This is a genomic window from Serratia sp. NFX21 (assembly GCF_048517035.1).
Taxonomy (GTDB): domain Bacteria; phylum Pseudomonadota; class Gammaproteobacteria; order Enterobacterales; family Enterobacteriaceae; genus Serratia; species Serratia quinivorans.
The window spans coordinates 3,742,779-3,763,114 of sequence record NZ_CP183196.1 but is presented as its reverse complement, the minus strand read 5'-3'; the positions used below and the strand labels follow the sequence as shown (position 1 = coordinate 3,763,114).

At 54.2% G+C, this 20,336-nt stretch carries 22 protein-coding genes; 12 read left to right on the top strand and 10 right to left on the bottom strand.

The annotated features are described in order from the left end of the window. Nucleotide 1 precedes the first annotated feature (1 nt). Both paaB and paaA read right to left on the bottom strand, forming a co-directional pair. A complete protein-coding gene (gene paaB, locus ACNT1W_RS17665) occupies nucleotides 2-289 on the bottom strand; it encodes a 1,2-phenylacetyl-CoA epoxidase subunit PaaB (protein WP_017893307.1) in 288 nt (95 codons plus the stop codon). 10 nt (nucleotides 290-299) lie between these two features. After that, nucleotides 300-1,238, bottom strand: coding sequence for a 1,2-phenylacetyl-CoA epoxidase subunit PaaA (gene paaA / locus ACNT1W_RS17660; RefSeq protein ID WP_012145793.1), 939 nt, complete (start codon nucleotides 1,236-1,238; stop codon nucleotides 300-302). 318 nt (nucleotides 1,239-1,556) lie between these two features. On the opposite strand from paaA, the gene paaZ reads away from it, so the two are divergent. After that, the gene (gene paaZ, locus ACNT1W_RS17655; protein ID WP_419245932.1) at nucleotides 1,557-3,629 is read left to right on the top strand and encodes a phenylacetic acid degradation bifunctional protein PaaZ; all 2,073 of its coding nucleotides are present in this window, start codon (nucleotides 1,557-1,559) and stop codon (nucleotides 3,627-3,629) included. A 61-nt stretch (nucleotides 3,630-3,690) separates the two neighbouring features. After that, nucleotides 3,691-4,788: an AAA family ATPase gene (locus ACNT1W_RS17650; protein WP_012145791.1), complete on the top strand. Its 1,098-nt coding sequence runs from the start codon at nucleotides 3,691-3,693 to the stop codon at nucleotides 4,786-4,788. On the opposite strand, the gene ACNT1W_RS17645 is transcribed toward ACNT1W_RS17650, so the two are convergent. Continuing rightward, a complete protein-coding gene (locus tag ACNT1W_RS17645; RefSeq protein WP_419245931.1) occupies nucleotides 4,785-5,681 on the bottom strand; it encodes a Kdo hydroxylase family protein in 897 nt (298 codons plus the stop codon). The two genes, ACNT1W_RS17650 and ACNT1W_RS17645, sit on opposite strands and share 4 nt — an antisense overlap. A gap of 322 nt (nucleotides 5,682-6,003) precedes the next feature. Continuing rightward, nucleotides 6,004-7,554: a sensor domain-containing diguanylate cyclase gene (locus ACNT1W_RS17640; RefSeq protein WP_261128438.1), complete on the bottom strand. Its 1,551-nt coding sequence runs from the start codon at nucleotides 7,552-7,554 to the stop codon at nucleotides 6,004-6,006. Nucleotides 7,555-7,739: 185 nt separating this feature from the next. Here ACNT1W_RS17640 and ACNT1W_RS17635 point away from each other — a divergent pair, with 185 nt between their 5' ends. Further along, nucleotides 7,740-7,934 carry a hypothetical protein gene (locus ACNT1W_RS17635; RefSeq protein ID WP_012145786.1) on the top strand — a complete coding sequence of 65 codons (195 nt, stop codon included), beginning with the start codon at nucleotides 7,740-7,742 and terminating at the stop codon, nucleotides 7,932-7,934. Between the two features lie 54 nt (nucleotides 7,935-7,988). Here the strand turns inward: ACNT1W_RS17635 and ACNT1W_RS17630 are convergent, their stop codons facing one another. Continuing rightward, nucleotides 7,989-8,405 carry a VOC family protein gene (locus ACNT1W_RS17630; RefSeq protein WP_012145785.1) on the bottom strand — a complete coding sequence of 139 codons (417 nt, stop codon included), beginning with the start codon at nucleotides 8,403-8,405 and terminating at the stop codon, nucleotides 7,989-7,991. 271 nt (nucleotides 8,406-8,676) lie between these two features. On the opposite strand from ACNT1W_RS17630, the gene ACNT1W_RS17625 reads away from it, so the two are divergent. From ACNT1W_RS17625 to ACNT1W_RS17610, 4 genes are all read left to right on the top strand, one after another. Then, nucleotides 8,677-9,450, top strand: a complete 774-nt coding sequence (locus ACNT1W_RS17625) for an SDR family oxidoreductase (RefSeq protein WP_126501768.1) — start codon at nucleotides 8,677-8,679, stop codon at nucleotides 9,448-9,450. 53 nt (nucleotides 9,451-9,503) lie between these two features. Then, a complete protein-coding gene (locus ACNT1W_RS17620) occupies nucleotides 9,504-10,406 on the top strand; it encodes a LysR family transcriptional regulator (protein WP_259189790.1) in 903 nt (300 codons plus the stop codon). Between the two features lie 496 nt (nucleotides 10,407-10,902). Then, the gene (locus ACNT1W_RS17615; RefSeq protein WP_012145782.1) at nucleotides 10,903-11,151 is read left to right on the top strand and encodes a GlsB/YeaQ/YmgE family stress response membrane protein; all 249 of its coding nucleotides are present in this window, start codon (nucleotides 10,903-10,905) and stop codon (nucleotides 11,149-11,151) included. Nucleotides 11,152-11,245: 94 nt separating this feature from the next. Beyond that, a complete protein-coding gene (locus tag ACNT1W_RS17610; protein ID WP_261128442.1) occupies nucleotides 11,246-11,635 on the top strand; it encodes a YidB family protein in 390 nt (129 codons plus the stop codon). Between the two features lie 3 nt (nucleotides 11,636-11,638). On the opposite strand, the gene ACNT1W_RS17605 is transcribed toward ACNT1W_RS17610, so the two are convergent. Beyond that, the gene (locus ACNT1W_RS17605) at nucleotides 11,639-12,571 is read right to left on the bottom strand and encodes a LysR family transcriptional regulator (RefSeq protein WP_419245930.1); all 933 of its coding nucleotides are present in this window, start codon (nucleotides 12,569-12,571) and stop codon (nucleotides 11,639-11,641) included. Between the two features lie 115 nt (nucleotides 12,572-12,686). On the opposite strand from ACNT1W_RS17605, the gene ACNT1W_RS17600 reads away from it, so the two are divergent. Continuing rightward, nucleotides 12,687-13,739, top strand: coding sequence for an SDR family oxidoreductase (locus tag ACNT1W_RS17600; RefSeq protein WP_012145779.1), 1,053 nt, complete (start codon nucleotides 12,687-12,689; stop codon nucleotides 13,737-13,739). Between the two features lie 109 nt (nucleotides 13,740-13,848). Further along, nucleotides 13,849-14,928 (top strand): endonuclease/exonuclease/phosphatase family protein, encoded by a 1,080-nt coding sequence (locus ACNT1W_RS17595; RefSeq protein WP_419245929.1) that lies wholly within the window; start codon nucleotides 13,849-13,851, stop codon nucleotides 14,926-14,928. A gap of 40 nt (nucleotides 14,929-14,968) precedes the next feature. Here ACNT1W_RS17595 and ACNT1W_RS17590 read toward each other — a convergent pair whose 3' ends face one another. The 3 genes from ACNT1W_RS17590 to ACNT1W_RS17580 form a co-directional block, all read right to left on the bottom strand. Then, complete coding sequence (locus ACNT1W_RS17590; RefSeq protein ID WP_012145777.1) at nucleotides 14,969-15,976, bottom strand: NAD(P)H-quinone oxidoreductase; 1,008 nt, start codon at nucleotides 15,974-15,976, stop codon at nucleotides 14,969-14,971. Between the two features lie 158 nt (nucleotides 15,977-16,134). Further along, nucleotides 16,135-16,344, bottom strand: coding sequence for a hypothetical protein (locus ACNT1W_RS17585; RefSeq protein WP_012145776.1), 210 nt, complete (start codon nucleotides 16,342-16,344; stop codon nucleotides 16,135-16,137). A gap of 510 nt (nucleotides 16,345-16,854) precedes the next feature. Further along, nucleotides 16,855-17,238: a hypothetical protein gene (locus ACNT1W_RS17580; protein WP_261098007.1), complete on the bottom strand. Its 384-nt coding sequence runs from the start codon at nucleotides 17,236-17,238 to the stop codon at nucleotides 16,855-16,857. Nucleotides 17,239-17,391: 153 nt separating this feature from the next. On the opposite strand from ACNT1W_RS17580, the gene ACNT1W_RS17575 reads away from it, so the two are divergent. The 3 genes from ACNT1W_RS17575 to dsrB all read left to right on the top strand — a co-directional run bounded on the left by ACNT1W_RS17575 (nucleotide 17,392) and on the right by dsrB (nucleotide 19,316). After that, a complete protein-coding gene (locus tag ACNT1W_RS17575; protein WP_012145774.1) occupies nucleotides 17,392-18,258 on the top strand; it encodes an ion transporter in 867 nt (288 codons plus the stop codon). A 284-nt stretch (nucleotides 18,259-18,542) separates the two neighbouring features. After that, nucleotides 18,543-18,755: a transcription antiterminator/RNA stability regulator CspE gene (cspE, locus tag ACNT1W_RS17570; protein ID WP_004946278.1), complete on the top strand. Its 213-nt coding sequence runs from the start codon at nucleotides 18,543-18,545 to the stop codon at nucleotides 18,753-18,755. Between the two features lie 345 nt (nucleotides 18,756-19,100). Further along, nucleotides 19,101-19,316 (top strand): protein DsrB, encoded by a 216-nt coding sequence (gene dsrB / locus ACNT1W_RS17565; RefSeq protein ID WP_012145773.1) that lies wholly within the window; start codon nucleotides 19,101-19,103, stop codon nucleotides 19,314-19,316. Between the two features lie 212 nt (nucleotides 19,317-19,528). On the opposite strand, the gene rcsA is transcribed toward dsrB, so the two are convergent. Beyond that, entirely contained in the window at nucleotides 19,529-20,158 is a 630-nt protein-coding gene (gene rcsA / locus ACNT1W_RS17560; protein WP_012145772.1) for a transcriptional regulator RcsA, read from the bottom strand. Nucleotides 20,159-20,336: the final 178 nt, after the last annotated feature.

Sequence of the window (20,336 nt, the reverse complement as noted above, 5' to 3'; positions counted from 1 at the left end):
CCTACATGTTCTTGATGCCGTCGGGAATGGTGTAGAACGTCGGGTGACGGTAAATCTTGTCATCGGACGGATCGAAGAAGGCTTCACGATCTTCCGGCTGCGAGGCGATCAGATGGCTGGACTGCACCACCCAGATTGAGCAACCTTCGTTGCGGCGGGTATAGGCGTCGCGAGCGTTTTCCAGCGCCATCTGGTCATCGGCGGCGTGCAGACTGCCGACGTGACGGTGCGCCAGCCCTTGTTTGCTGCGGATAAACACTTCATACAGCGGCCATTCAACGTGTGTCATCATCGGTTCCTTATGCGGCGGTTGAGGTGTTTTTGGCCGCGTGGGCCAGGGCGCCTTCACGCACCCAGGCACCTTCGTCCCAGGCGCGGCGTTTGGCCTGCAGCCGTTCGTGGTTGCATTGCCCGCGGCCTTTAATCACCTCGTGCAGTTCACTCCAGTCGATTTCGCCAAAGCGATAGTGGCCGCTGGCTTCATCCCAGGCCAAATCGGCATCCGGGGCGCTCATCCCCAGGGCTTCCAGCTGCGGCACGGTATTGTCGACAAACTTCTGCCGCAGCTCGTCGTTGCTGTGGCGCTTGATCTTCCAGGCCATGCTTTGCGCGCTGTGTGGTGAATCGGTGTCGCTTGGGCCGAACATCATCAGCACCGGCCACCAGAAGCGATTAATCGCATCCTGCAGCATGGCTTTTTGCTGTTCGCTGCCCTTGGCCATCGCCATCACCGCCTCATACCCCTGGCGCTGGTGGAAGCTCTCTTCCTTGCAAATTTTCACCATCGCTCGGGCGTAAGGGCCATAAGAAGCGCGGCATAGGGCTACCTGATTGACGATAGCTGCGCCGTCGACCAGCCAGCCGATCACCCCGATATCTGCCCAGTTGAGCGTCGGATAATTGAAGATCGAAGAGTATTTCATCTTGCCGTCGAGCATTTTCTGGTAGATGTCCTGGCGCGAGCAGCCCAGGGTTTCGGCGGCGCTGTACAGATACAGACCGTGCCCGGCTTCGTCTTGCACCTTGGCCAGTAACACCGCCTTGCGGCGCAGCGTTGGCGCTCGCGTCAGCCAGTTGGCCTCCGGCAACATGCCCACCACTTCGGAATGGGCATGCTGGCCAATCTGACGGATCAGGTTTTGGCGGTAGGCATCCGGCATCCAGTCTTTGGCCTCAATGGAGATATCCGCCGCAATCTTGTCGTCGAAGTGTTGCTGATATTGCGCGTCAGTTGTCATGCTTGCCTCTTGGTGATTCGTATTTTTCACATTAAATATAAAAATGTGAATCACGTTAACTAACCATAAGGCTACAAACTGATAACAAAAAGATCAAACGACATTTATGTGGTTTTGCGATGTTACTCACAGGTGTTTTTACTATTTTATTGTTATTTATGGTTATTTTAAAATTGACGGCAACGAGAAATAGCCTGTTTTTCGAGCTTATCGGTCGTGATGTTTTGTTTTTGTTAAATCCAACCCAAGAGAAAACTGGACAATACCTGATACGTAATTAATCATTGTTGTGTAAATTTATGAATTCCGGAGGAGCAAATGCAGCAGTTAAACAGTTACCTTTCTGGCGGCTGGGTGTTCGGCCAGGGCACCGCCCGCGAAATCCATCATGCCGTTACCGGCGAACCGCTGTATCAGGTTTGTTCCGACGGGCTGCCGCTGGCCGCCAGCCTGGAGTATGCGCGCAGCCGGGGTGGCAAGGCGCTGGCGCAGATGACCTTCCAACAGCGCGCACAGATGATGAAAGCGGTGGCCAAACACCTGTTGGCTCATAAAGAAGCGCTGTATGACATTTCCTACCAAACCGGAGCGACTCGCAGTGACGGCTGGGTGGACATTGAGGGCGGTATAGCCACGCTGTTTGCCTATGCCGGTCTGGCAGGCCGTGAAATGCCGGACGATACCCTGTGGCCGGAAGACGAACTGATCCCGCTGTCCAAACAGGCGCAGTTTGCCGCCCGCCATGTGCTGACCTCACGCCCTGGCGTGGCTCTGCATATCAATGCCTTTAACTTCCCCTGCTGGGGGATGCTGGAAAAGTTGGCACCGACCTGGCTGGCGGGGATGCCGGCGATCATCAAACCGGCGACCGCCACCGCGCAGTTGACGCAGGCAATGGTCAAATTGATTATCGACAGCGGTTTGGTGCCGGAGGGCGCGCTGCAACTGGTGTGTGGCGGTATCGGTGACATGTTTGAACACCTCGATTATCAGGATGCGGTGACCTTTACCGGCTCGGCGCAGACAGGTCAGCGGCTGCGGGCCCATCCGCGCCTGCTGGAAAAATCCATTGCCTTCACCATGGAGGCCGATTCGCTCAACTGCTGCGTGCTGGGGGAAGACGTCACGCCGCAGATGCCGGAGTTTGCGCTGTTTATCAAAGAAGTGTGCCGCGAGATGACCGCCAAGGCCGGGCAGAAATGTACCGCCATCCGGCGGATTATCGTGCCGGCGAAGCGGGTGGCAGAGGTGCAGCAGGCGCTGTTGCAGCGCCTGGCCGGCGTTACGGTGGGCGACCCTAAACTGGAGCAGGTGCGGATGGGGGCGCTGGTCAGCCACGAACAGCGCAATGACGTACAGCAAAAGGTCGATTTTCTGCTGCATAACGGCTGTGAACCCTTGTGCGGTGCCGTGGCGGATAAACTGACGGTGATGGGCGAAGATGCGAGTAACGGCGCATTTTACCCGGCCACCCTGTTGTACTGCGCCGATCCCTTTACCCATCAGGCGGTGCACGGTACCGAAGCCTTTGGCCCGGTGGCGACGTTGATGCCTTACCAGCACACCGAACAGGCGATCGAACTGGCGTTAATGGGCCAGGGCAGCCTGGCGGGATCGCTGGTGACCGCCGATGAAACACTGGCAACGCAGTTTATCCGTGCGACGGCCTGCGCCCATGGTCGCATGCTGATTTTGGATCAACAGGCGGCGGTGGAGTCCACCGGCCACGGTTCTCCGTTACCGATGCTGGTGCACGGCGGGCCAGGGCGAGCGGGAGGCGGTGAGGAACTGGGCGGGTTACGGGCGGTAAAACACTATATGCAACGCACGGCGATCCAGGGCAGCCCGGCAATGTTGGCGGCGATTGGCCGTGAGTGGGTGCGCGGGGCAACGGTGATTGAGGCTCCGGTTCATCCGTTCCGTAAATACTTTGAACAACTGCGGCTGGGCGAAAGCTTGCTCACCGCACGGCGTACGGTGACCGAGGCCGACATCGTTAATTTTGCCTGCCTCAGCGGTGACCATTTTTATGCTCATATGGACAAGATCGGTGCCGCCGAATCGCTGTTTGGCGAGCGGGTAGCTCATGGCTACTTTGTGGTATCTGCCGCTGCCGGTTTGTTTGTCGACCCGGGTGTGGGGCCGGTGATTGCCAACTACGGCATGGAAAACCTGCGTTTTATCGAGCCGGTGAAAATTGGCGATACCATCCAGGTACGGCTGACCTGCAAGAAGAAAATCTGCAAGCCGCAGAAAACCGCTGAAGATCGTCCGCATGGCGTGGTGGTGTGGGATGTGCAGGTGCTCAATCAACATCAGCAGGCGGTGGCGTTGTATAGCATTCTGACGCTGGTAGCCCGCCAGCAAGGGGATTTTGAGGCGGCAAGCTAAAGACGGCGGGGATGGCAGCTATGTTAAGATGCGCCATCCCGTTGACTAAAAAATTGAGCCTATGACGATCCAACAACTCCAGCTAACTGGCTTCCGTTCTATCCGCAACCTGCAACTGCAATTGGGCCGCCTGAATGTGATCAGCGGCCCGAACGGCTGCGGCAAGTCCAACCTGTATAAAGCGGTACGGCTGATCCACGAGGCGGCATGCGGGCGTTTGTCTACGGCGTTGGCCGAGGAGGGCGGTATTCAGAAAGCGATGTGGGCCGGAGGATTGCGCCCGGGCGATCGGCGGGGTGATCCTAAGAGGATGTTGCTGTCTGCCACCCTTGAGGACTTCGATTATCAGTTGCAACTGGGGTTCCCCGATCCTACCGACAGTCTGTTTCAACTCGACCCGCTGGTCAAAGAGGAGTCGCTGTGGGTAGCCGGTCATGGTCGTCGCCCGTCGGCGCGGGTGCTGGAGCGGCGCAATCAAAGCGCATTCCTGACGAATATTCAGGGCGAACGCACGACTTATCCCGCCAGTCTGCATGCAGAGGAATCGGTGTTTGGTCAGCTTGCTGACCCCCACCTGTATCCTGAAGTGTCGCAGGTGCGGGAAAACCTGCGCCAGTGGCGTTTTTATCATGAGTTTGCCGTTTGGCCCGGTTCGCCACTGCGTGCGCCGCAGGTGGGCATCCGCGCGCCGGTGCTGGCGCATGACGGCAGCAATCTGGCCGCCGCTTTTGAAACCGTTTGCGAGATAGGCAACGGGGAGTTGTTGCATGAGATCCTGGGGCAGGCCTTTCCGGACTGTGAGTTTGAAATACAGGCACCGCAGGGGCGTTTTCAGCTATTGATGCACCGGGCCGGGATTTTACGTCCTTTGGACAGTGCCGAACTTTCGGACGGTACGCTACGTTTTCTCTGCCTGGCCGTGGCGATGCTCAGCCCGCGGCCACCGGCATTTATGGCCTTTAACGAACCGGAAAACAGCCTGCACCCGCAGTTGCTGCCGGCGCTGGCAATGTTGATCGCCGAAGCCAGTCGATACAGCCAACTGTGGATCACCAGTCATTCACCACAATTGGCCGAACTGATTGGCCGCCACAGCCTGGTCACGCATTATCAACTGGCGCAGCAGCAGGGGGAAACCCAGTTGCTTACCGCGGATTAAATCAAGGGTTTGCGCAGCAGCGTTTCCAACATTTTTAGCGGTGACTGCCGTGGATTTTTCATCGCACTGACCGGCAGCAGGAAGGTTTGTTCCAACATAAACTGACCGGCCATCGCTGCATGCGGCGTCTGATCGGAAAAACAGATCCAACTGCTGCCCGGCGGTAGGTCGAGTGCCAGCTGTGGGCCTTGCTGCTGGTAGTTTTGGTCGGCTTTCATTGCATCGTGCAGGTGCAGCATCAGGTGGTCGTAATGGCTGCGGCGGCGTTTGGTGATGCCGACCTTATGCTGCAGCCAACTGCCCAAGGGCGAATAGCGCGGCAGGCGCGGTATAAACCGCCGTGCCAATTGGGGGAAGGGTTCACCGACGCGCCATTGGCGATGCTCGCCGTGCGGATTGATGTTGGTAAAAATACGCAGGATACGCTCACCCTGATTGGGGCGTGACGGGAAGGCGTCAACGTGCAAACGACTGTCGTCCTTACGCCATGAACTGGCCGCACGCCAGGCCGAAACCGGGTGCAGGCGCAGGCTGTTAACCGGTGAATGCAAGGTCTGCTGATAATGAGGCAGTAAACCGGCGATTAACTGCCTGCTGGCCCGATAATAACGCTCCAGCAGTGCCTGTACCTGCGGCTGTTGCGCCGCTATCGCTACGCCAGATAATTTTTGGCTTTCTGGCCAATAGCTGATGTTTTTACGTTTTATATCCACCAGTGCGGGATCCAATAACGCTATTTCATCGGCTAACAATGGAAATTTTAATTCGGGTAAAAACAAGACTTTTCCTTGCTCCAGCGCCAGGGTGGCGGTGAGGGCAGCAGGCAGAGGGGCGCTGTCCCACTGCCGTTGTGGCAATGTCATCAACGCCTGTTCCGGCATAAGGCTATCCATACGTATCCTATCTCCTTGCAAAGCAGGGTTCTTATAATTGTTTTTATTTGAATGGAATATATAATCCGCGGGAATTATTCCCGAATTGTATTAATGGCTAATAAACTGGCTTTAATAATGGTAACACTATTAAAATTCACCAAACACTAAACAGAGATTAAACGATATGTTAATCGCACGAATGGGTAAAAATAGATTTAAACGGAATTAGTGGGTTTATTATTGGAAATTAATCAAAAGCATCAATTAGGCATGATAATTCTATTAGGTGGCCTGGGTTTTTTATCTGAGGCCGCCTTTTTGCTAAAGGCGGCCTACCGGGTTAAGCGGAGTAAATACGGTTTTTTCCCTGGGCTTTCGCTTGGTACAGTGCGCTGTCCGCCTGATTGATAAAGCTCATCGGCGTGTCGTTATACATATGCGGCACCTTGGCGTAGATCCCTATGCTGATGGTGATGACGCCATGTGGGTTGCCATCATGAGGTATTTTTAGCTCCCGCACCGCTTCAATGACGCGCTCGGCGAAAATCAGTGCACCCTGGGCGTCGGTATCCGGCAAGATGATGGCCATTTCTTCGCCGCCGTAGCGGGCCATAATGTCGTTGCTGCGGCTGGCCATTCCCTTGAGCATTTGTCCGATCTGTTGCAGACACTGGTCGCCGGCAACGTGGCCATAGATGTCGTTATACTGCTTGAAATAGTCAATATCCAACATCAACAGCGCCACGCTGCGGTAGTTGCGTGAGGCGCGCATCAGCTCATTCTTTAAGGCGATATCAAACTGACGGCGGTTGGCCAGCCCGGTCAGGCCGTCCAGCAAGGCCAGTTCTTCCAGGGTGCGGTTGATACTGGTGAGCTGATCGCGAGTGCGCATTAGCTCGGCTTCGGTGCGCACGCTGTGGTTTATCTGACGCATCAACACCATCCCCATCGCCAACAGGATCGCCAGCAGGGTGGCACCACCCAGGGCAAACAGGCCGGAATCGTTGCGCCAATCAGCCAGCACGTCTTTTTTCGACAACCCGGCGGCAATCACCAGTGGATAGCGGGTAACCCGTGAATAGCCGTAAATCCGTTCCACCTTGTCGTAGCGCGAGGTAATGGTGGCATTGCCGAATTCGGAATGTGGCAATATTTCCCGGAACAACACGCCCTCGGAAATATTCTTGCCGATGGCCGCCAGGGAATAAGGGCGACGGTAGAGAATGGTGCCGTCCGCCAATAGTAAGTTGAGTGAAGCATCACTGTTTAGCGCAAAGGTATCGTAAAACTGGCGGAAATAATTGATATACAATGTGGCCAGCACGACCCCGGCAAAACTGCCGTCCGGGTGGTTAAAACGGCGTGATACCGGAATGATCAAATCGCCGGTAGAGCGGCTGCGTACCACCTTGCCGATATAAACTGCATTGCTGTTGTGCTCGAGGTGATATTTAAAATATTCCCGGTCGGCATTGTTGGCGTTTTGTACAAAGCGGCCCGATGAAGTGACGACCCAATTACCTTGCGCATCGTAAACAAACAGCCCGTGCAGTTGCGGCAGGTTACCCACCTGTGTTTGCATCACTTTTTGCAATCGTAACAGCTGTGGGCGAGCCAGCCCGTCAACCTGAATGCGCTCACTCAGATCGGACAGCGTGCTGTCGGTCTGCATAAAGGTGTCATCGGCATGCTGCGCCAGCGAACGGGCCAAATTGGCGGATTCATTCTCGGCACTTTGCAAGTCGCGCTGATGGGCATTCCAAATTTGCCAGGCGTTAAACAGGATCAGCGTAACGGCAACGATGACGACAAACACGCCGGCCTGAAATAATAACGGGGAGTTTTTACCGTTGCGAGGCCGTTCGGCATCCTGCAGTTGCTGCTGTGTCATGTCACCCTTGCTGTACAATCTTTAAATCGAGGTAAGAACAATCCTACATCTTATTCGTTAATCACCTGGACCACTACACCTTAAACGGCGAAAATGAATAAGTTGTTGAGGGCAGAGGAAGAATATATTGCCTCCGATTATACCCTTCGCATTAAACCTGCGGAGAGAATACAGGGATCGCTTGCATGTCTGACTACATCATTATTACTTTGCTGACGCTGGTGGTTTATTACCCGGTGACGCTGGGAGTACTGGCGTTAATGATCCTGTTTGCCTGGCGGCAGCGTAAGTCGCCTTACTGGCGTTTGGGACTGGTGCTGCTGACGGCGCTGTTTGTGCTGTTCGCCATGGCGGCCTATGACTGGTATCACTACAACTGATGGTTGATACCACGATGCCCGCTATCAGAGCGGACACCGCAGCGGGATGAAGCACTATTCAACGTTAATCATCCAATTGACACCAAACTGGTCGGTCAGCATACCAAAACCTTTGGCCCAGAAGGTGGACTGATAAGGCATGGTTACCTGGCCGCCCTGTGACAGTTTTTCAAACAGTTCGCGGCCTTGATCCACGGTACTCGGGTTGAGCGACAGGGCAAATCCTTTGTGTGATGCGTCGGCACCCTCCTGCGGGCAGCCATCCGAGGCCATCAGCGCGGTTTCACCGATCAGCAGCCGGGCATGCATGATGGACTCCGGATTGACGTCTTGAGGGTTGCCCTGTTTGGCTTCCTCGGGCATCTCTTTGTAACGCATCATCATTTCAAGCGTGGCACCCAACTGCTGCACGTAGAAGTTCACCGCCTGTTCACAGTTACCGTTAAAGAATAAGTAGGGTTGAATCACCATGACATTGACCTCTGTTATGGCCCGTCTGGGCGTTTAGCGGCCTACGGCGGGCGGGAAACAATAGTTTCTAATTGCGACTATTGCTGTTGGAAACTTACAAGTGTAGTGCGATTTCCGCTGAATGCCTGGCTGCCGATCACGCTGTGGGGATTTTTCGCCCGCCCAGTAGTATTGACCGAAAAACCGGGATGGTTCATCCCGGTTTAGACAGATTATCTGAGCGGTCACAGTTCCTATACTCGTTACAACCTTCACTAACGGAGTCACTGTAATGAGCAAACAATCTTTGAATGGAAAAGTGGTGTTGATCGCTGGCGGTGCGAAGAACCTGGGTGGCCTGGTGGCGCGCGATCTGGCGGCCAGCGGGGCAGCAGCGATAGTCGTGCATTACAACAGCGATGCGACCCGGGCGGCAGCGGAGGAAACGCTGAAGGCGGTAAACGCGGCGGGCGCACAGGCGATAACGGTGCAGGGCGATCTGACTAAACCGGCTAACGTGGCGCAGCTGTTTGAGCAGGCTATCAAGGCATTCGGCAAAGTGGATATTGCCGTTAATACCGCCGGTTTGGTAATCAAAAAACCGATTGCCGAGGTGACCGAAGCGGACTACGACAGCAGTTTTGACATCAATTCCAAGGCGGCTTTCTTCTTTATCCAGCAGGCGGGCAAGCATTTAGCCGACAACGGTCGCATTGTGTCCATCGTCAGCTCACTGCTGGCGGCTTATACGCCGTTTTATGCCGTCTATCCGGGCAGCAAGGCACCGGTGGAGCACTTTACCCGTGCCGCGTCCAAAGAGTTTGGCGAGCGGGGCATCAGCGTGAATGCCATCGGCCCCGGCCCAATGGATACGCCGTTCTTCTACGGGCAGGAAAGCAAAGAGGCGGTGGAATATCACAGCAGCGCCGCGGCGCTGAGCAAGTTCTCGAAAACCGGCCTGACCGACATTGAGGACATCGCGCCGATCGTCAAATTTCTGGTCACCGACGGCTGGTGGATCACCGGGCAGACGCTGTTTGCCAACGGTGGCTATACTACCCGTTAATATCAATTTTGCTGCGGCCGATGCCGCAGCCTGTTTAACAGGATGCACTGCCGGTGGATAAAATAGGGAGATTGCGGGTCTTTATCCAGGTGGCCGAAGTGGGCAGTTTTATCCGGGCTTCGCAGATCCTGCTGATGCCAAAAACCACGGTTTCGGCCGCGATACAGCAATTGGAACATGAAATGGGCACCCGCCTGTTTCATCGCACCACTCGCCGGGTACAACTGACCAGCGACGGTGAACTGTTGCTCGAAAAGGCACGCAGCCTGCTGTTTGACGTGCAGGCATTGGAAAGTCTGTTTCACCGGCAAAACGGCCCGATCGGGGGGCGTTTGACGGTCGATGTCCCCAGCCGAATCGCCCGGAGAATGATCGTGCCGGCGCTGCCGGACTTTTTTCTGCAGTATCCCGAAATCCAACTGTTTCTCAGCGCCAGCGACCGTTCAGTCGATCTGATCCAGGAAGGGATCGATTGCGTGGTGCGCGTCGGCAATCTCAGCGACAGCAGTCTGGTCAGCCAGCCGCTGGGCCGCCTGAGTATGATTAACTGTGCCAGTCCGGATTATTTGCAGCGCTACGGGACCCCGGAGCATCCTGACCAATTGGAAGATCACTGGGTGGTGGGCTATGCGCAGCCGACCCTGGCAGGGGCGGATAGCTGGCAGTGGCAGCAGGATGGACAGCATTTTGAGAAAACGTTGCCTAGTCGGGTGACGGTGAACAATGTGGAAAACTACATCGGCTGTTGCCTGGTGGGGTTGGGAATGATGCAGATACCGCGTTTTGATGTTCAACACTACCTGGATAACGGCAGCCTGTGCGAGATCTTGCCGCAGGCCCGGCCACCGGCAATGAGCATGGCTTTGCTTTATCCTCATCGTCGTCAGCGTTCGGCGCGTTTAACCGCCTTTGCCGAGTGGTTCAGCCAGTTAATCAAGCCGTTTTGCGAAACCTGAGGCCTGGTGGCCAATGGGATTTTTATCTAAGTGAGATGCTATTTATTATTGGCTTTCAGGCAATTAAATTTCTGTAAAAACAAGACACAATTAAAACCGCCAAAAAAGTGACAAAGGATGTGTAACATTACATCAGCAGCAGGGTGGCTGAGCCATCCCAGGCGGCAGCCAGGGCATAGATTGCAGCCAGTATCAGCAGAAACGGCGTGTTGGTCATGGTCTGTCTCCGGCGTGAAGTCTCGCCTGTCGTTATAGCCTTTATAAATGACAGCGAGATGAATTCGGCTGATTTTTGTACAGTAAAATTCAGACGGACGGAAATGGGTAAACTGCTGATATTTGACTATAGTAGTTGTGTGAAGACGCGTGTTTATCGTGATTTACCCTGTATCGTTCTGCCGTTAAGGGAAGGGGCAGGTGTGAAAGTATCGAGCAGGCGCCGTCGTGGGTCTGGTGATAGGGTTTCTTAAGGCAAAAAGTAATAGGGAGAGTAAAAATGGGCATTATTTCCTGGATCATTTTTGGGTTAATCGCCGGTATCTTGGCTAAATGGATCATGCCGGGCAAAGACGGTGGTGGCTTTATCGTGACCGTCATTCTGGGGATTATCGGTGCAGTTGTCGGCGGCTATATCAGTACCTTCTTCGGTATGGGTCGTGTGGATGGCTTCAATCTGGGCAGCTTTGTTGTCGCAGTCATCGGTGCCCTGGTGGTGCTTTTTGTCTACAGAAAGATCAGAAGCTAATCAGATGCTGATCAACAGGGTCGCTGCGGCGGCCCTTTTTTCGTTAAATCACAAGGGTCGAGCGGCCTGAGCCGACGGCTGGAAGGGGATTACCATGGGTCTTTTTGATAGCGTATTGGGCAATATTCTCGGCGGTGCCAACGGCGGTAAAGGCATCGATTACGTCGCCATCATGCAATGGGTCGAGCAACAGGGCGGCCTGCAGGCGATTCTGGACAAGTTCCGTCAGGGGCAATTCGGCGATGTGGTCGGTTCATGGCTGGGTAACGGTGAAAACCAGCAGATCAGCGGCGATCACGTGCAGCAGGCGCTGGGCAGCGATGCCATCAAGCAGCTGGCCGAAAAGCTGGGCGTCGATCCGGCTCAGGCATCCGCCACTATTGCGCAGTTCCTGCCAACGGTCGCTGACGCCGCATCGCCAAATGGCGAAGTGCAGCAGGACAGCAATGAACTGGGCGATATGGTCGGTAAACTGTTCAAATAATGTTTATGCCTCCGGCGCCTGGTCGGGGGCATAGTTTAACGTCATGCCTTCAATGTTCCCCAATGCCGTCAGCAAATACTCCACCCAGGCCCGCACTTTGCCGGGAATAAAGCGCGCCGCGGGATACACCGCATGCAGCGCCATCGGCGGATAACGCCAGGCCGGCAAAATGGGCACCAACGCGCCACTCGCCAATTGCTGACCGATCAACGGCCGCTGTGCGCCGCCAATACCCAGCCCCGACTCAATCGCCGCCAGCAATGAAAAAGTGTTGTTAGCACGGAATACCGGACGCAGCTCCACCATCTCGGGGCCATGAGGGCCGATTAACGTCAGCGTGTCTGCGTCGCTCAGGCCGCTGTAACGGATATGCGGATGGGTTGCCAGCTCTGCCAGCGTTTGCGGTTCACCCTGGGCCGCCAGGTAAGCCGGCGAGGCCACCAGAATGCGTTGTAACTCTCCCAGTCGTCGCGCCACCGTGCCAGCTGAACTCAGTTCGCCAAAGCGGATCGCTACATCGATGCCTTCACCGATCACATCCGCCCGACGATCGTCCAGCAACAGTTCGATGTTCAGTTGCGGATGCTGTTGCTGAAAGGCGATCGCCAGCGGCGTCAGGTGTTGTTGGCCGAAACCTGTTGGTGCATGGATGCGTAACGAACCCTGCAGCCGCAGGTTTTGGCCATGTAGCACTTCTTCCGCTTCACCCACCGCCGCCAGAATCGGTTTGATTTGTCGGTAATAGCCCGCACCGGCATCGGTCAGCGTCACGGCGCGGGTGCTGCGAAACAGCAGTTGTGCGCGCAGCTGTTGTTCCAGGCTGGCGATCTGTTGGCTGACCGCCGGTTGTGTCAGGCCCAGATCGCGAGCGGCGGCCGACAGGCTGCCCAACTCGGCTACCCGAACAAAAGTCTGCATGGCGTTTAGCTTGTCCATCGGCCCTCCATCTATAGATTTTACTTATAAGTGATAGTAATAAACCCCGCCTACCGCAAGCTTAACTAATAAATCATAGTGAAAGTCTCAATAGATACTGAAGCGGAGACATAACATGCAAAACGACAAACTGGCGCTGGTGGTCGGCGCTAACGGCGTTATTGGCGGCAAGCTGATTGAAGAGCTGGAACAACAGGGTTGGCAGGTGATTGGCCTGTCGCGGCGCGGAGGCGTTGACCGGCCGCAGGTGCGTTATCTGGCGGTCGATCTGTTGGATGCACAGGCAACGGCTGATGCCTTGCGCCCGCTGACCCAGGTCAGCCACATTTTCTACGCAGCCTATCAGGATGCGCCGGATTGGGCGGGGCTGGTGGCGCCAAACCTGGCGATGCTAAGCAATGTGGTGGAGGCGTTGGAACCGGTGGCGCATGGGCTGGAGCACATTAGCCTGATGCAAGGCTATAAAGTGTATGGCGCCCATTTAGGGCCGTTCAAAACCCCGGCGCGTGAAAGTGATGCCGGGCATATGCCGCCGGAGTTTAATCTGGAGCAGCAAAGCTATCTTGAACAGCGCCAGCAGGGGAAAAACTGGCACTGGAGTGCCATTCGCCCCAGCGTCGTCGGCGGTTTCTCGCTTGGCAACCCGATGAATCTGGCGCTGACCCTGGCGGTTTATGCCTCGATCAGCAAGGCGCTGGGGCTGCCATTGCGTTTTCCCGGCAAACCAGGGGCTTACCACAGCCTGCTGGAAATGACCGATGCTGGGTTGCTGGCGCGAGCTACCCTGTGGGCGGCTACGGAGCCGGCGGCGGCTAATCAGGCATTTAACATCAATAACGGTGACCTGTTCCGCTGGAGTGAGCTGTGGCCGAAAATTGCCGGCTATTTTGATCTGGAAGTGGCGCCGCCGCTGCCGATGCCGCTGGAGTCGGTGATGGCGGATAAAAGTGAGCTGTGGCAGGCGTTGGCGCAACAGCATCATTTAGTCGAAACGGATTACCGTGCGGTGGCGAGTTGGCGTTTTGCCGATTTTGTTTTCTCGTGGGATTACGACATGTTTGCCGATGGCAGTAAGGCACGCCGTTTTGGCTTCCATCAATTTGTCGAAACCGAAGCGATGCTGTTCGCGCTGTTTGACGAATTCCGCCGTCGCAAGATAATTCCTTAAGTCGGCTGGCGGGACAGGCGTTTTTTATGGCAATCTTTGGCTGCCGCACCAAGCGGCAGTCAGGAGGCCGTCACCCCGACCGGCCCGGATCGATGATGAGGAATTAACTGTGACAGGGATAACCGCCATACTGACGCTTTTGCTGGCGCTGGTGACCATTGCGCCACTTTCAAAGCATGCAGCCTGGTGGATCCGGGTGTGGGATTTCCCCCGCCTGCAAATACTGGCGCTCTCGTTGCTGGTGTTATTGCTTAACCTGCTGTTTGTACCGCTGTCACCCTGGGTGTGGGGCATGATAGCCGTGAATCTGGCCTGTGTGGTTTATCAGGCCGCGTGGATTTACCCTTATACCCGGCTGAGCAAACCCCAGGTGCTGGATTTTACCGGCTACCAGAAGAAACCGCGTATCCGCATTCTGGTGTCCAACGTGTTAACGCCCAATCGGCAGGCGGAGAAACTGCTGGCGTTGGTGGCGACCGAACGGCCGGACGTGCTGGTGGCGGTAGAAACCGATGCCTGGTGGGAGCAGCAGCTGTCGGCGCTGGAACAGGACTATCCTCACAGCCTGAAATGCCCGCTGGATAACCTGTACGGCATGCATGTCTATTCGCGGCTGAAACTCAGCGATGCGCAAATACAATATCTGGTGGATGAGCAGATCCCGTCGATGCACATGATGGTGCATTTGCCGCAAGGGCCGCAGATACGACTGCACTGTGTACACCCGATGCCGCCGAGCCCGACCGAGAATGAAGAGTCGGAAGATCGCGATGCCGAGCTGGTGATGGTGGGCAAAAGCGCAGCCAAATCGGAGTTACCGGTAATTGTGACCGGCGATTTGAACGATGTGGCCTGGTCGACCACCACCCGGCTGTTTCTGAAAGTCAGCGGCCTGTTGGATCCGCGCCGTGGCCGTGGCATGTTCAGCACTTTCCACGCCGGTTATCCGTTCCTGCGTTGGCCCCTGGACCACGTGTTTCATAGCGATCATTTTGTTCTCGGTTCGCTGCGCCGCTTAACCAGCGTCGGCTCGGATCACTTCCCGATAATGGTGGAACTGGTGTATTCGCCGATGCAGGGGGCACAGCAGGAAAGCCTGGAGAAAGACAGCGAAGACGAAGCGCTGGCGCAAGAGAAGTTAGCCAATACCGACTCCACGCCGGAAGAGGTCCACACCCCAGGCAGTTGAAAACATCCCCCCGCGACACCTGCTGCGGGGGGCGTATGACCTAGATAGTCAGCATGATTTTACCGATATGCTGACTGGACTCCATCAGCGCATGGGCTTCCGCGGCCTGATCCAGCGGGAAGGTTTTGAATATCTGCGGTTTTAATGCGCCGCGCTCCAGTAGCGGCCACACCTTCTGGCGTAAATCAGCGGCAATTTGCGCTTTATCTTCCACGCTGCGTGCACGCAAGGTCGAGCCGGTATGGGTCAGGCGCTTGATCAGCAGTGGCATCAGGTTCAGTTCCTTCACCACGCCGTTCTGGGTGCCGATTTGCACAATGCGCCCGTCCATCGCCGCCGCCTGGTAGTTCTTCGCCACGTAATCACCGGCAATCAGATCGACAATCACGTCGGCTCCCTTGCCGTTAGTAGCGCGCTGGGTCTGTTCAACAAAATCTTCGTTGCGGTAGTTAATCGCCACATCGGCACCCAATGCCAGACTGGCCTGGCGCTTTTCTTCGGAGCCGACGGTGGTGATCACCCGGGCGCAAAAGGCTTTCGCCAGCAGGGTGGCGACAGTGCCGATACCGGAGGTTCCGCCGTGGATCAATACGGTTTCGCCAGCCTTAAGGTGCCCGCGTTGGAACACGTTGACCCACACGGTAAAGAAGGTTTCCGGGATCGCCGCCGCTTCAATCAGGCTAAAGCCCTCGGGTACCGGCAGCGCATTGCTTTCATGTACTTTGCAGTATTCTGCGTAACCGCCGCCGGCAATCAGGGCGCAAACCGCGTCGCCGATGGCGTAATTTTGTACCCCAATACCGATAGCGACTACGGTACCGGCGATCTCCAGACCAGGAATATCCGATGCGCCAGCAGGCGGTGCGTATTGGCCGCGGCGTTGCATCACATCAGGGCGGTTAACGCCGGCGGCAGCAACCTTCACCAGAATTTCTCCCTGTTGCAGGGTTGGCAGCGGTCTTTGGCTGCTAATCAGAACCTCTGGTTCGCCAGGCTGGCTGATTTCGACGACTTTCATGGTGTTGGGCAGCGCTGGGTTGGCTGACATGGTGATTCTCCTCAGTTGGCGTTCAGGCGCAGTAACCAGTGTAGGTAACCGCCTGCTGTAATTCATGTTTTATCTTACATAAATGCCGAAGGGAGAATGTGGATCATAGGGCTGTCGCAAGGGGAAAGGTGGGGCGCCGCCGCAGGGGCGGCATGGGATTAGTCATTGGGCGGGATGCGAAAACCTTTTAGCGAGACGATAAAATGTTCTTTCCCTTTGGATATTTTGGCGCCTCGATCACACCACAGGCTGGCGAGCTGGAAAAAGTCGTCGCTGTCGATGTCATAGGCCAGTTCGATTTTTTTTGCCGTGCCGTAGCGGATCAGCTTTTCGGCTTCCTGGTGGTTGGTTGCTCTAATGGTGGTCATAACGAAATCCTTGGTATTAAGCCAGTGCGGATAATCGCCAACCATGATATGGCCATATTGTGACAATTTTGTGATGAAAAAATGACAGGGTGCAGTTCTGTGGCCAGGGGCAGGGTGTTAATGCCATACCCCTGTACGCTTGCATTAACGATCGTAGGGACGCAGCAAGGTACTTTTCTTCTGAGATTTGAAGTGCTTATACAACGCGAATCCTGCGATGCCGGCTAATACGGCCAGCAAAGATAAATATTCAGTCGCCATCTGACAACCCTCCGATAAAGCATGGCTAAGGAGTGGTTATTTGTGACAGCTATCACGTTACGCAGCAATGAGACCATTCTGTAAGTCGGCAGGTGCTTGATATTCAGGCATAAAAAAAGCGCCTATAAGGAGGCGCATAAAATATTGCAACACAGCTTGTTGTGTTCAGCACCAGGAGGAGTGGTGAACAGAGTGCCATTGTATGAACACTGTGCTGCGGCTGATATAGGGATAACTCTTAAAGCCGCGTTACCACTGATAACCCATGCTCACATTGTAATCAGGTTCCTGATCGGTGGAGTAGGGATCTGACTGACGGCGGCGATCGGTTTTTTTCACCGGGCCGTTATTCGGGCCGTATTTAAGCGACGAATACGGCTTGGCGCGCGGGCGACTGCAGCCGGGGTGATCACATTCCATATCAACGCGAAAACCGGTTTTGTCTTCTGTTTCCGACCACACCACCGGTGGCTTGGCCGATCTTTTTTCCGGGCCAAGGGCGGTTTGCGGTGCGGGTGCCGGTTTGATACTGGGGTCCGGTGCGGTGTAGGACAGGTCCAGCGCCTGGGCGGGGGCGCTCAGTATCAACAGAGCAGTGCAGCAGGACGCTGCCAGCGTATGCCATCTCAGCATGGTCAATCTCCCTTTATAGTTACGCCGCGCAACTATAAATTAGTCAGACGAGAATTACTATCATTTGTGGCCGAAAATGGCGCAGCGCAGAGTTGGCGGCGCCAGCGTTCGGGTCTACTCTATGAGTAACTTCTCTTTATAAGACATTGAGCTATGACCACTGACACTGCGTCGTTGAGCTTACGCCAACGCAGTTATCGATTGTTGTTCGACAACCACTCCCGTAGCGGCCGCAGAATGGAAGCCTTTTGGGTCAGTACCGCGCTGCTCAGCGTGGTGCTGCTGTTTCTTGAGCCGGGCGGCAGCGCCTTGTACGCGCCGGGGCAGCAAGCGATTTATCTTTTCTTTTATGCCGAGATTTTTTTTACCGTTATTTTCACGATCGAATATTTGCTACGGCTGTGGAGCACCCCGCGTGACCAGCACTATGCCCGCAGTTTTTTCGGCGTTGTCGACCTATTGACGGTACTGCCGATGTACATCATCTGGTTTTACCCGCATATGACGGTGGAATTCGTGATGCTGCTGCGCGTCGTGCGGATACTGCGGGTGTTACGGGTGTTGAAACTGCTGCGTTACATGAGTGAGATGGGCATGATTTGGCGCAGCATCAAACTGGCGCGTCACAAGCTGGCGATGTTTTTTGGTTTTGTCGCCGTGGTGCTGTGCGTCTTTGGCGGCCTGATGTATGCGATTGAGGGGGGGAGCGGGGGCTTTACCAGCCTGGCGGCCTCCGTTTATTGGGCGGTAGTGACGCTGACCACCGTGGGATACGGCGATATTGTTCCCCATACCCCGTTGGGGCGGTTACTGACTTCGGTACTTATCCTGCTGGGCTATTCAATCATTGCGGTGCCGACCGGCATTCTGACGGCCTATATGTCGCAGGAGCTGCAACGTAACCGTGAAAGGCGTAATTGTGAGCAATGTCAAAGAGGTGGCCACGAGACTGAGGCCATATTTTGTAAATATTGTGGCAGTGCCTTACCCCCGCTAACCGGGAAACACAGTCACAAATGACGACAAATTAAGCAGAGCGGGTGAAATCCTGTGCGTTTAGCCTCGTTTCCACAGAGGGGCTTATAAAAAGAGTTGCTATTAAAGCCCCGTCATGAGTTAATGCTTCTCGGCCTGTGGTACAGACCTATTTATGCACGACATTTTGAGTAAAGTAGTTCAAATTTAAAGCGTTATCCTAGATAGCTCTTCACTGACGAATTTCCTTTCTAGTGCCTCCATAAGTAACTGATGACCGGCTATTTCTTGCCCATGGTGGCGTAAATTTAATATTGTAGGAATTAAACATGTCTAACATGATCAAAGGTCAAGTGAAGTGGTTCAACGAGTCTAAAGGTTTCGGTTTCATCACTCCAGCAGACGGCAGCAAAGATGTGTTCGTACACTTCTCTGCTATCCAGGATCAAGGCTTCAAGACCCTGGCTGAAGGCCAGAACGTACAGTTCTCTATCGAGAACGGTGCTAAAGGTCCGTCAGCGGCTAACGTTACCGCTATCTAATCGGCCTCTCGCTGATTAATAAAAACCCGCCAAGGCGGGTTTTTTTGTGCCTGCTATTTGCCGCAGGCAAAAAAAAGCCCGCAAGTCTGCGGGCAAAAGTTCCTTGTTACTTCTTCATTTGCAGGTACTTCTCTGGGGGGAAGCACCAGCGAACAGACTACCTGTTGCACGCTTAAGATTCTGCGGACAAAACGTTAAGAAAGTGAAAAGGCCACGGGCCGAATGGCCTGCTACGCTTGTAGAAAGGCGCTACGCAGGAGAGCTGCGGATTTACTGCAGTGTACGGTATTTTTCTTACCGCATTTTGTAATACACTGACATCAATGATAAATGATGGGGTAGGGCATGAAAGCTAACGATCTGGTAACGGTAAAAACTGATGGTGAGCAACGGCGTGAGGGAGTGATTCTGGCGGTAGAAGAGTTTAACGAGGGGGTAATGTATCTGGTCTCTTTGCCTGACTATCCTGCCGGTGTCTGGTTCTTTAACGAGATAGACAGTCGTGACGGCACCTTTGTTGAACTGCGACAGGTCGCTTCTCAGGCTCCAGACTCCAAATAGCCCGGTTTGTTAATTTAATTTGCAAGATTTACGGTGGGTGATTATTTCACAGCGCTAGGAATAATCGGTTTTTTGCTGCGGGAATACCCGCCGCGGCCGAGATTTTCGTCGCGAGCAGGTATTTAGGTTATTTAAATGCGTGATTTCCAGCACTCTGTGCTGAACAACATTTAAAACCAACGTTTGGCAGAGTACACAACAAAGCTTTTAACCTAGCGGCTATTGACAAATATCCCACTGGTTAGCGTGTCGGTCAAACGAACAACATGATAAATAATCTGTTTGTTGTGCGTTTTAATTTTTCTTTTGATATTTCCCTTGTGGGAAGAGACGGTTTTGGCTTTAATTTGCATCTGGTCGGATATCTGGATGGTGCCCTGACCCGACATCCACATGCGTAACATGTTTGATTCAGTTTGGCTGAGCGTAACCGGAGTCTGATCAAATGAGGTTTTTTCAGTGCGAGGAGCTTTTCTTTCCAGATAGTGACTAAGTAGTTGATTCATAGTCTCTGGTTTGATCGATTTTGACGAGATGATGACATTTTTACGAACATATAAATAATCGTCAAAATGTACGTTGGTGATGGCCATAAAGATGAAGAATAAGGTGTCAGGGTGCAGTGATATCACCCCTTTTATACGTTCCGTCGCGTTAGCTTCGTGTATAAAACAGTCTTCATTAATAAATACCAGGCTAGGCTTCAACTTGCTGCATTTTTCATGCAGATCATCGATATCACCAATAGCATTAATCTGGCGTTTTTTTACTCCGTGCGTTGTCAGGTAGTCTGTTAAACCCAATCTGGTATAGCTGCATGAATCCATAATGATCGTTGGCATATCTCACCCCCACTTAAATCCGTTTTACCGCGGTAACAAAAAGAAAAAGCCTGAAGCCTAAAAGGCAAAAAAGAACAAAAAGAGTCACATCCAGGAATGTTCTATCAATAAATACGGTAGTACTCAACGATATTTTCTTTCTAAACTAATTAACATCATGAACCTATAAGTTTAGCTT

Coding starts and splice junctions, on each gene's coding strand:
- ACNT1W_RS17590 (WP_012145777.1), bottom strand. CDS start 15,976: ATGTCAGCCAACCCAGCGCTGCCCAACACCATGAAAGTCGTCGAAATC.
- ACNT1W_RS17630 (WP_012145785.1), bottom strand. CDS start 8,405: ATGGTGATTCAACCCTACTTATTCTTTAACGGTAACTGTGAACAGGCG.
- ACNT1W_RS17585 (WP_012145776.1), bottom strand. CDS start 16,344: ATGACCACCATTAGAGCAACCAACCACCAGGAAGCCGAAAAGCTGATC.
- ACNT1W_RS17580 (WP_261098007.1), bottom strand. CDS start 17,238: ATGCTGAGATGGCATACGCTGGCAGCGTCCTGCTGCACTGCTCTGTTG.
- ACNT1W_RS17610 (WP_261128442.1), top strand. CDS start 11,246: ATGGGTCTTTTTGATAGCGTATTGGGCAATATTCTCGGCGGTGCCAAC.
- ACNT1W_RS17635 (WP_012145786.1), top strand. CDS start 7,740: ATGTCTGACTACATCATTATTACTTTGCTGACGCTGGTGGTTTATTAC.
- ACNT1W_RS17615 (WP_012145782.1), top strand. CDS start 10,903: ATGGGCATTATTTCCTGGATCATTTTTGGGTTAATCGCCGGTATCTTG.
- ACNT1W_RS17605 (WP_419245930.1), bottom strand. CDS start 12,571: ATGGACAAGCTAAACGCCATGCAGACTTTTGTTCGGGTAGCCGAGTTG.
- ACNT1W_RS17575 (WP_012145774.1), top strand. CDS start 17,392: ATGACCACTGACACTGCGTCGTTGAGCTTACGCCAACGCAGTTATCGA.
- dsrB (WP_012145773.1), top strand. CDS start 19,101: ATGAAAGCTAACGATCTGGTAACGGTAAAAACTGATGGTGAGCAACGG.
- paaB (WP_017893307.1), bottom strand. CDS start 289: ATGACACACGTTGAATGGCCGCTGTATGAAGTGTTTATCCGCAGCAAA.
- ACNT1W_RS17625 (WP_126501768.1), top strand. CDS start 8,677: ATGAGCAAACAATCTTTGAATGGAAAAGTGGTGTTGATCGCTGGCGGT.
- ACNT1W_RS17645 (WP_419245931.1), bottom strand. CDS start 5,681: ATGGATAGCCTTATGCCGGAACAGGCGTTGATGACATTGCCACAACGG.
- ACNT1W_RS17600 (WP_012145779.1), top strand. CDS start 12,687: ATGCAAAACGACAAACTGGCGCTGGTGGTCGGCGCTAACGGCGTTATT.
- paaA (WP_012145793.1), bottom strand. CDS start 1,238: ATGACAACTGACGCGCAATATCAGCAACACTTCGACGACAAGATTGCG.
- paaZ (WP_419245932.1), top strand. CDS start 1,557: ATGCAGCAGTTAAACAGTTACCTTTCTGGCGGCTGGGTGTTCGGCCAG.
- cspE (WP_004946278.1), top strand. CDS start 18,543: ATGTCTAACATGATCAAAGGTCAAGTGAAGTGGTTCAACGAGTCTAAA.
- ACNT1W_RS17650 (WP_012145791.1), top strand. CDS start 3,691: ATGACGATCCAACAACTCCAGCTAACTGGCTTCCGTTCTATCCGCAAC.
- ACNT1W_RS17640 (WP_261128438.1), bottom strand. CDS start 7,554: ATGACACAGCAGCAACTGCAGGATGCCGAACGGCCTCGCAACGGTAAA.
- rcsA (WP_012145772.1), bottom strand. CDS start 20,158: ATGCCAACGATCATTATGGATTCATGCAGCTATACCAGATTGGGTTTA.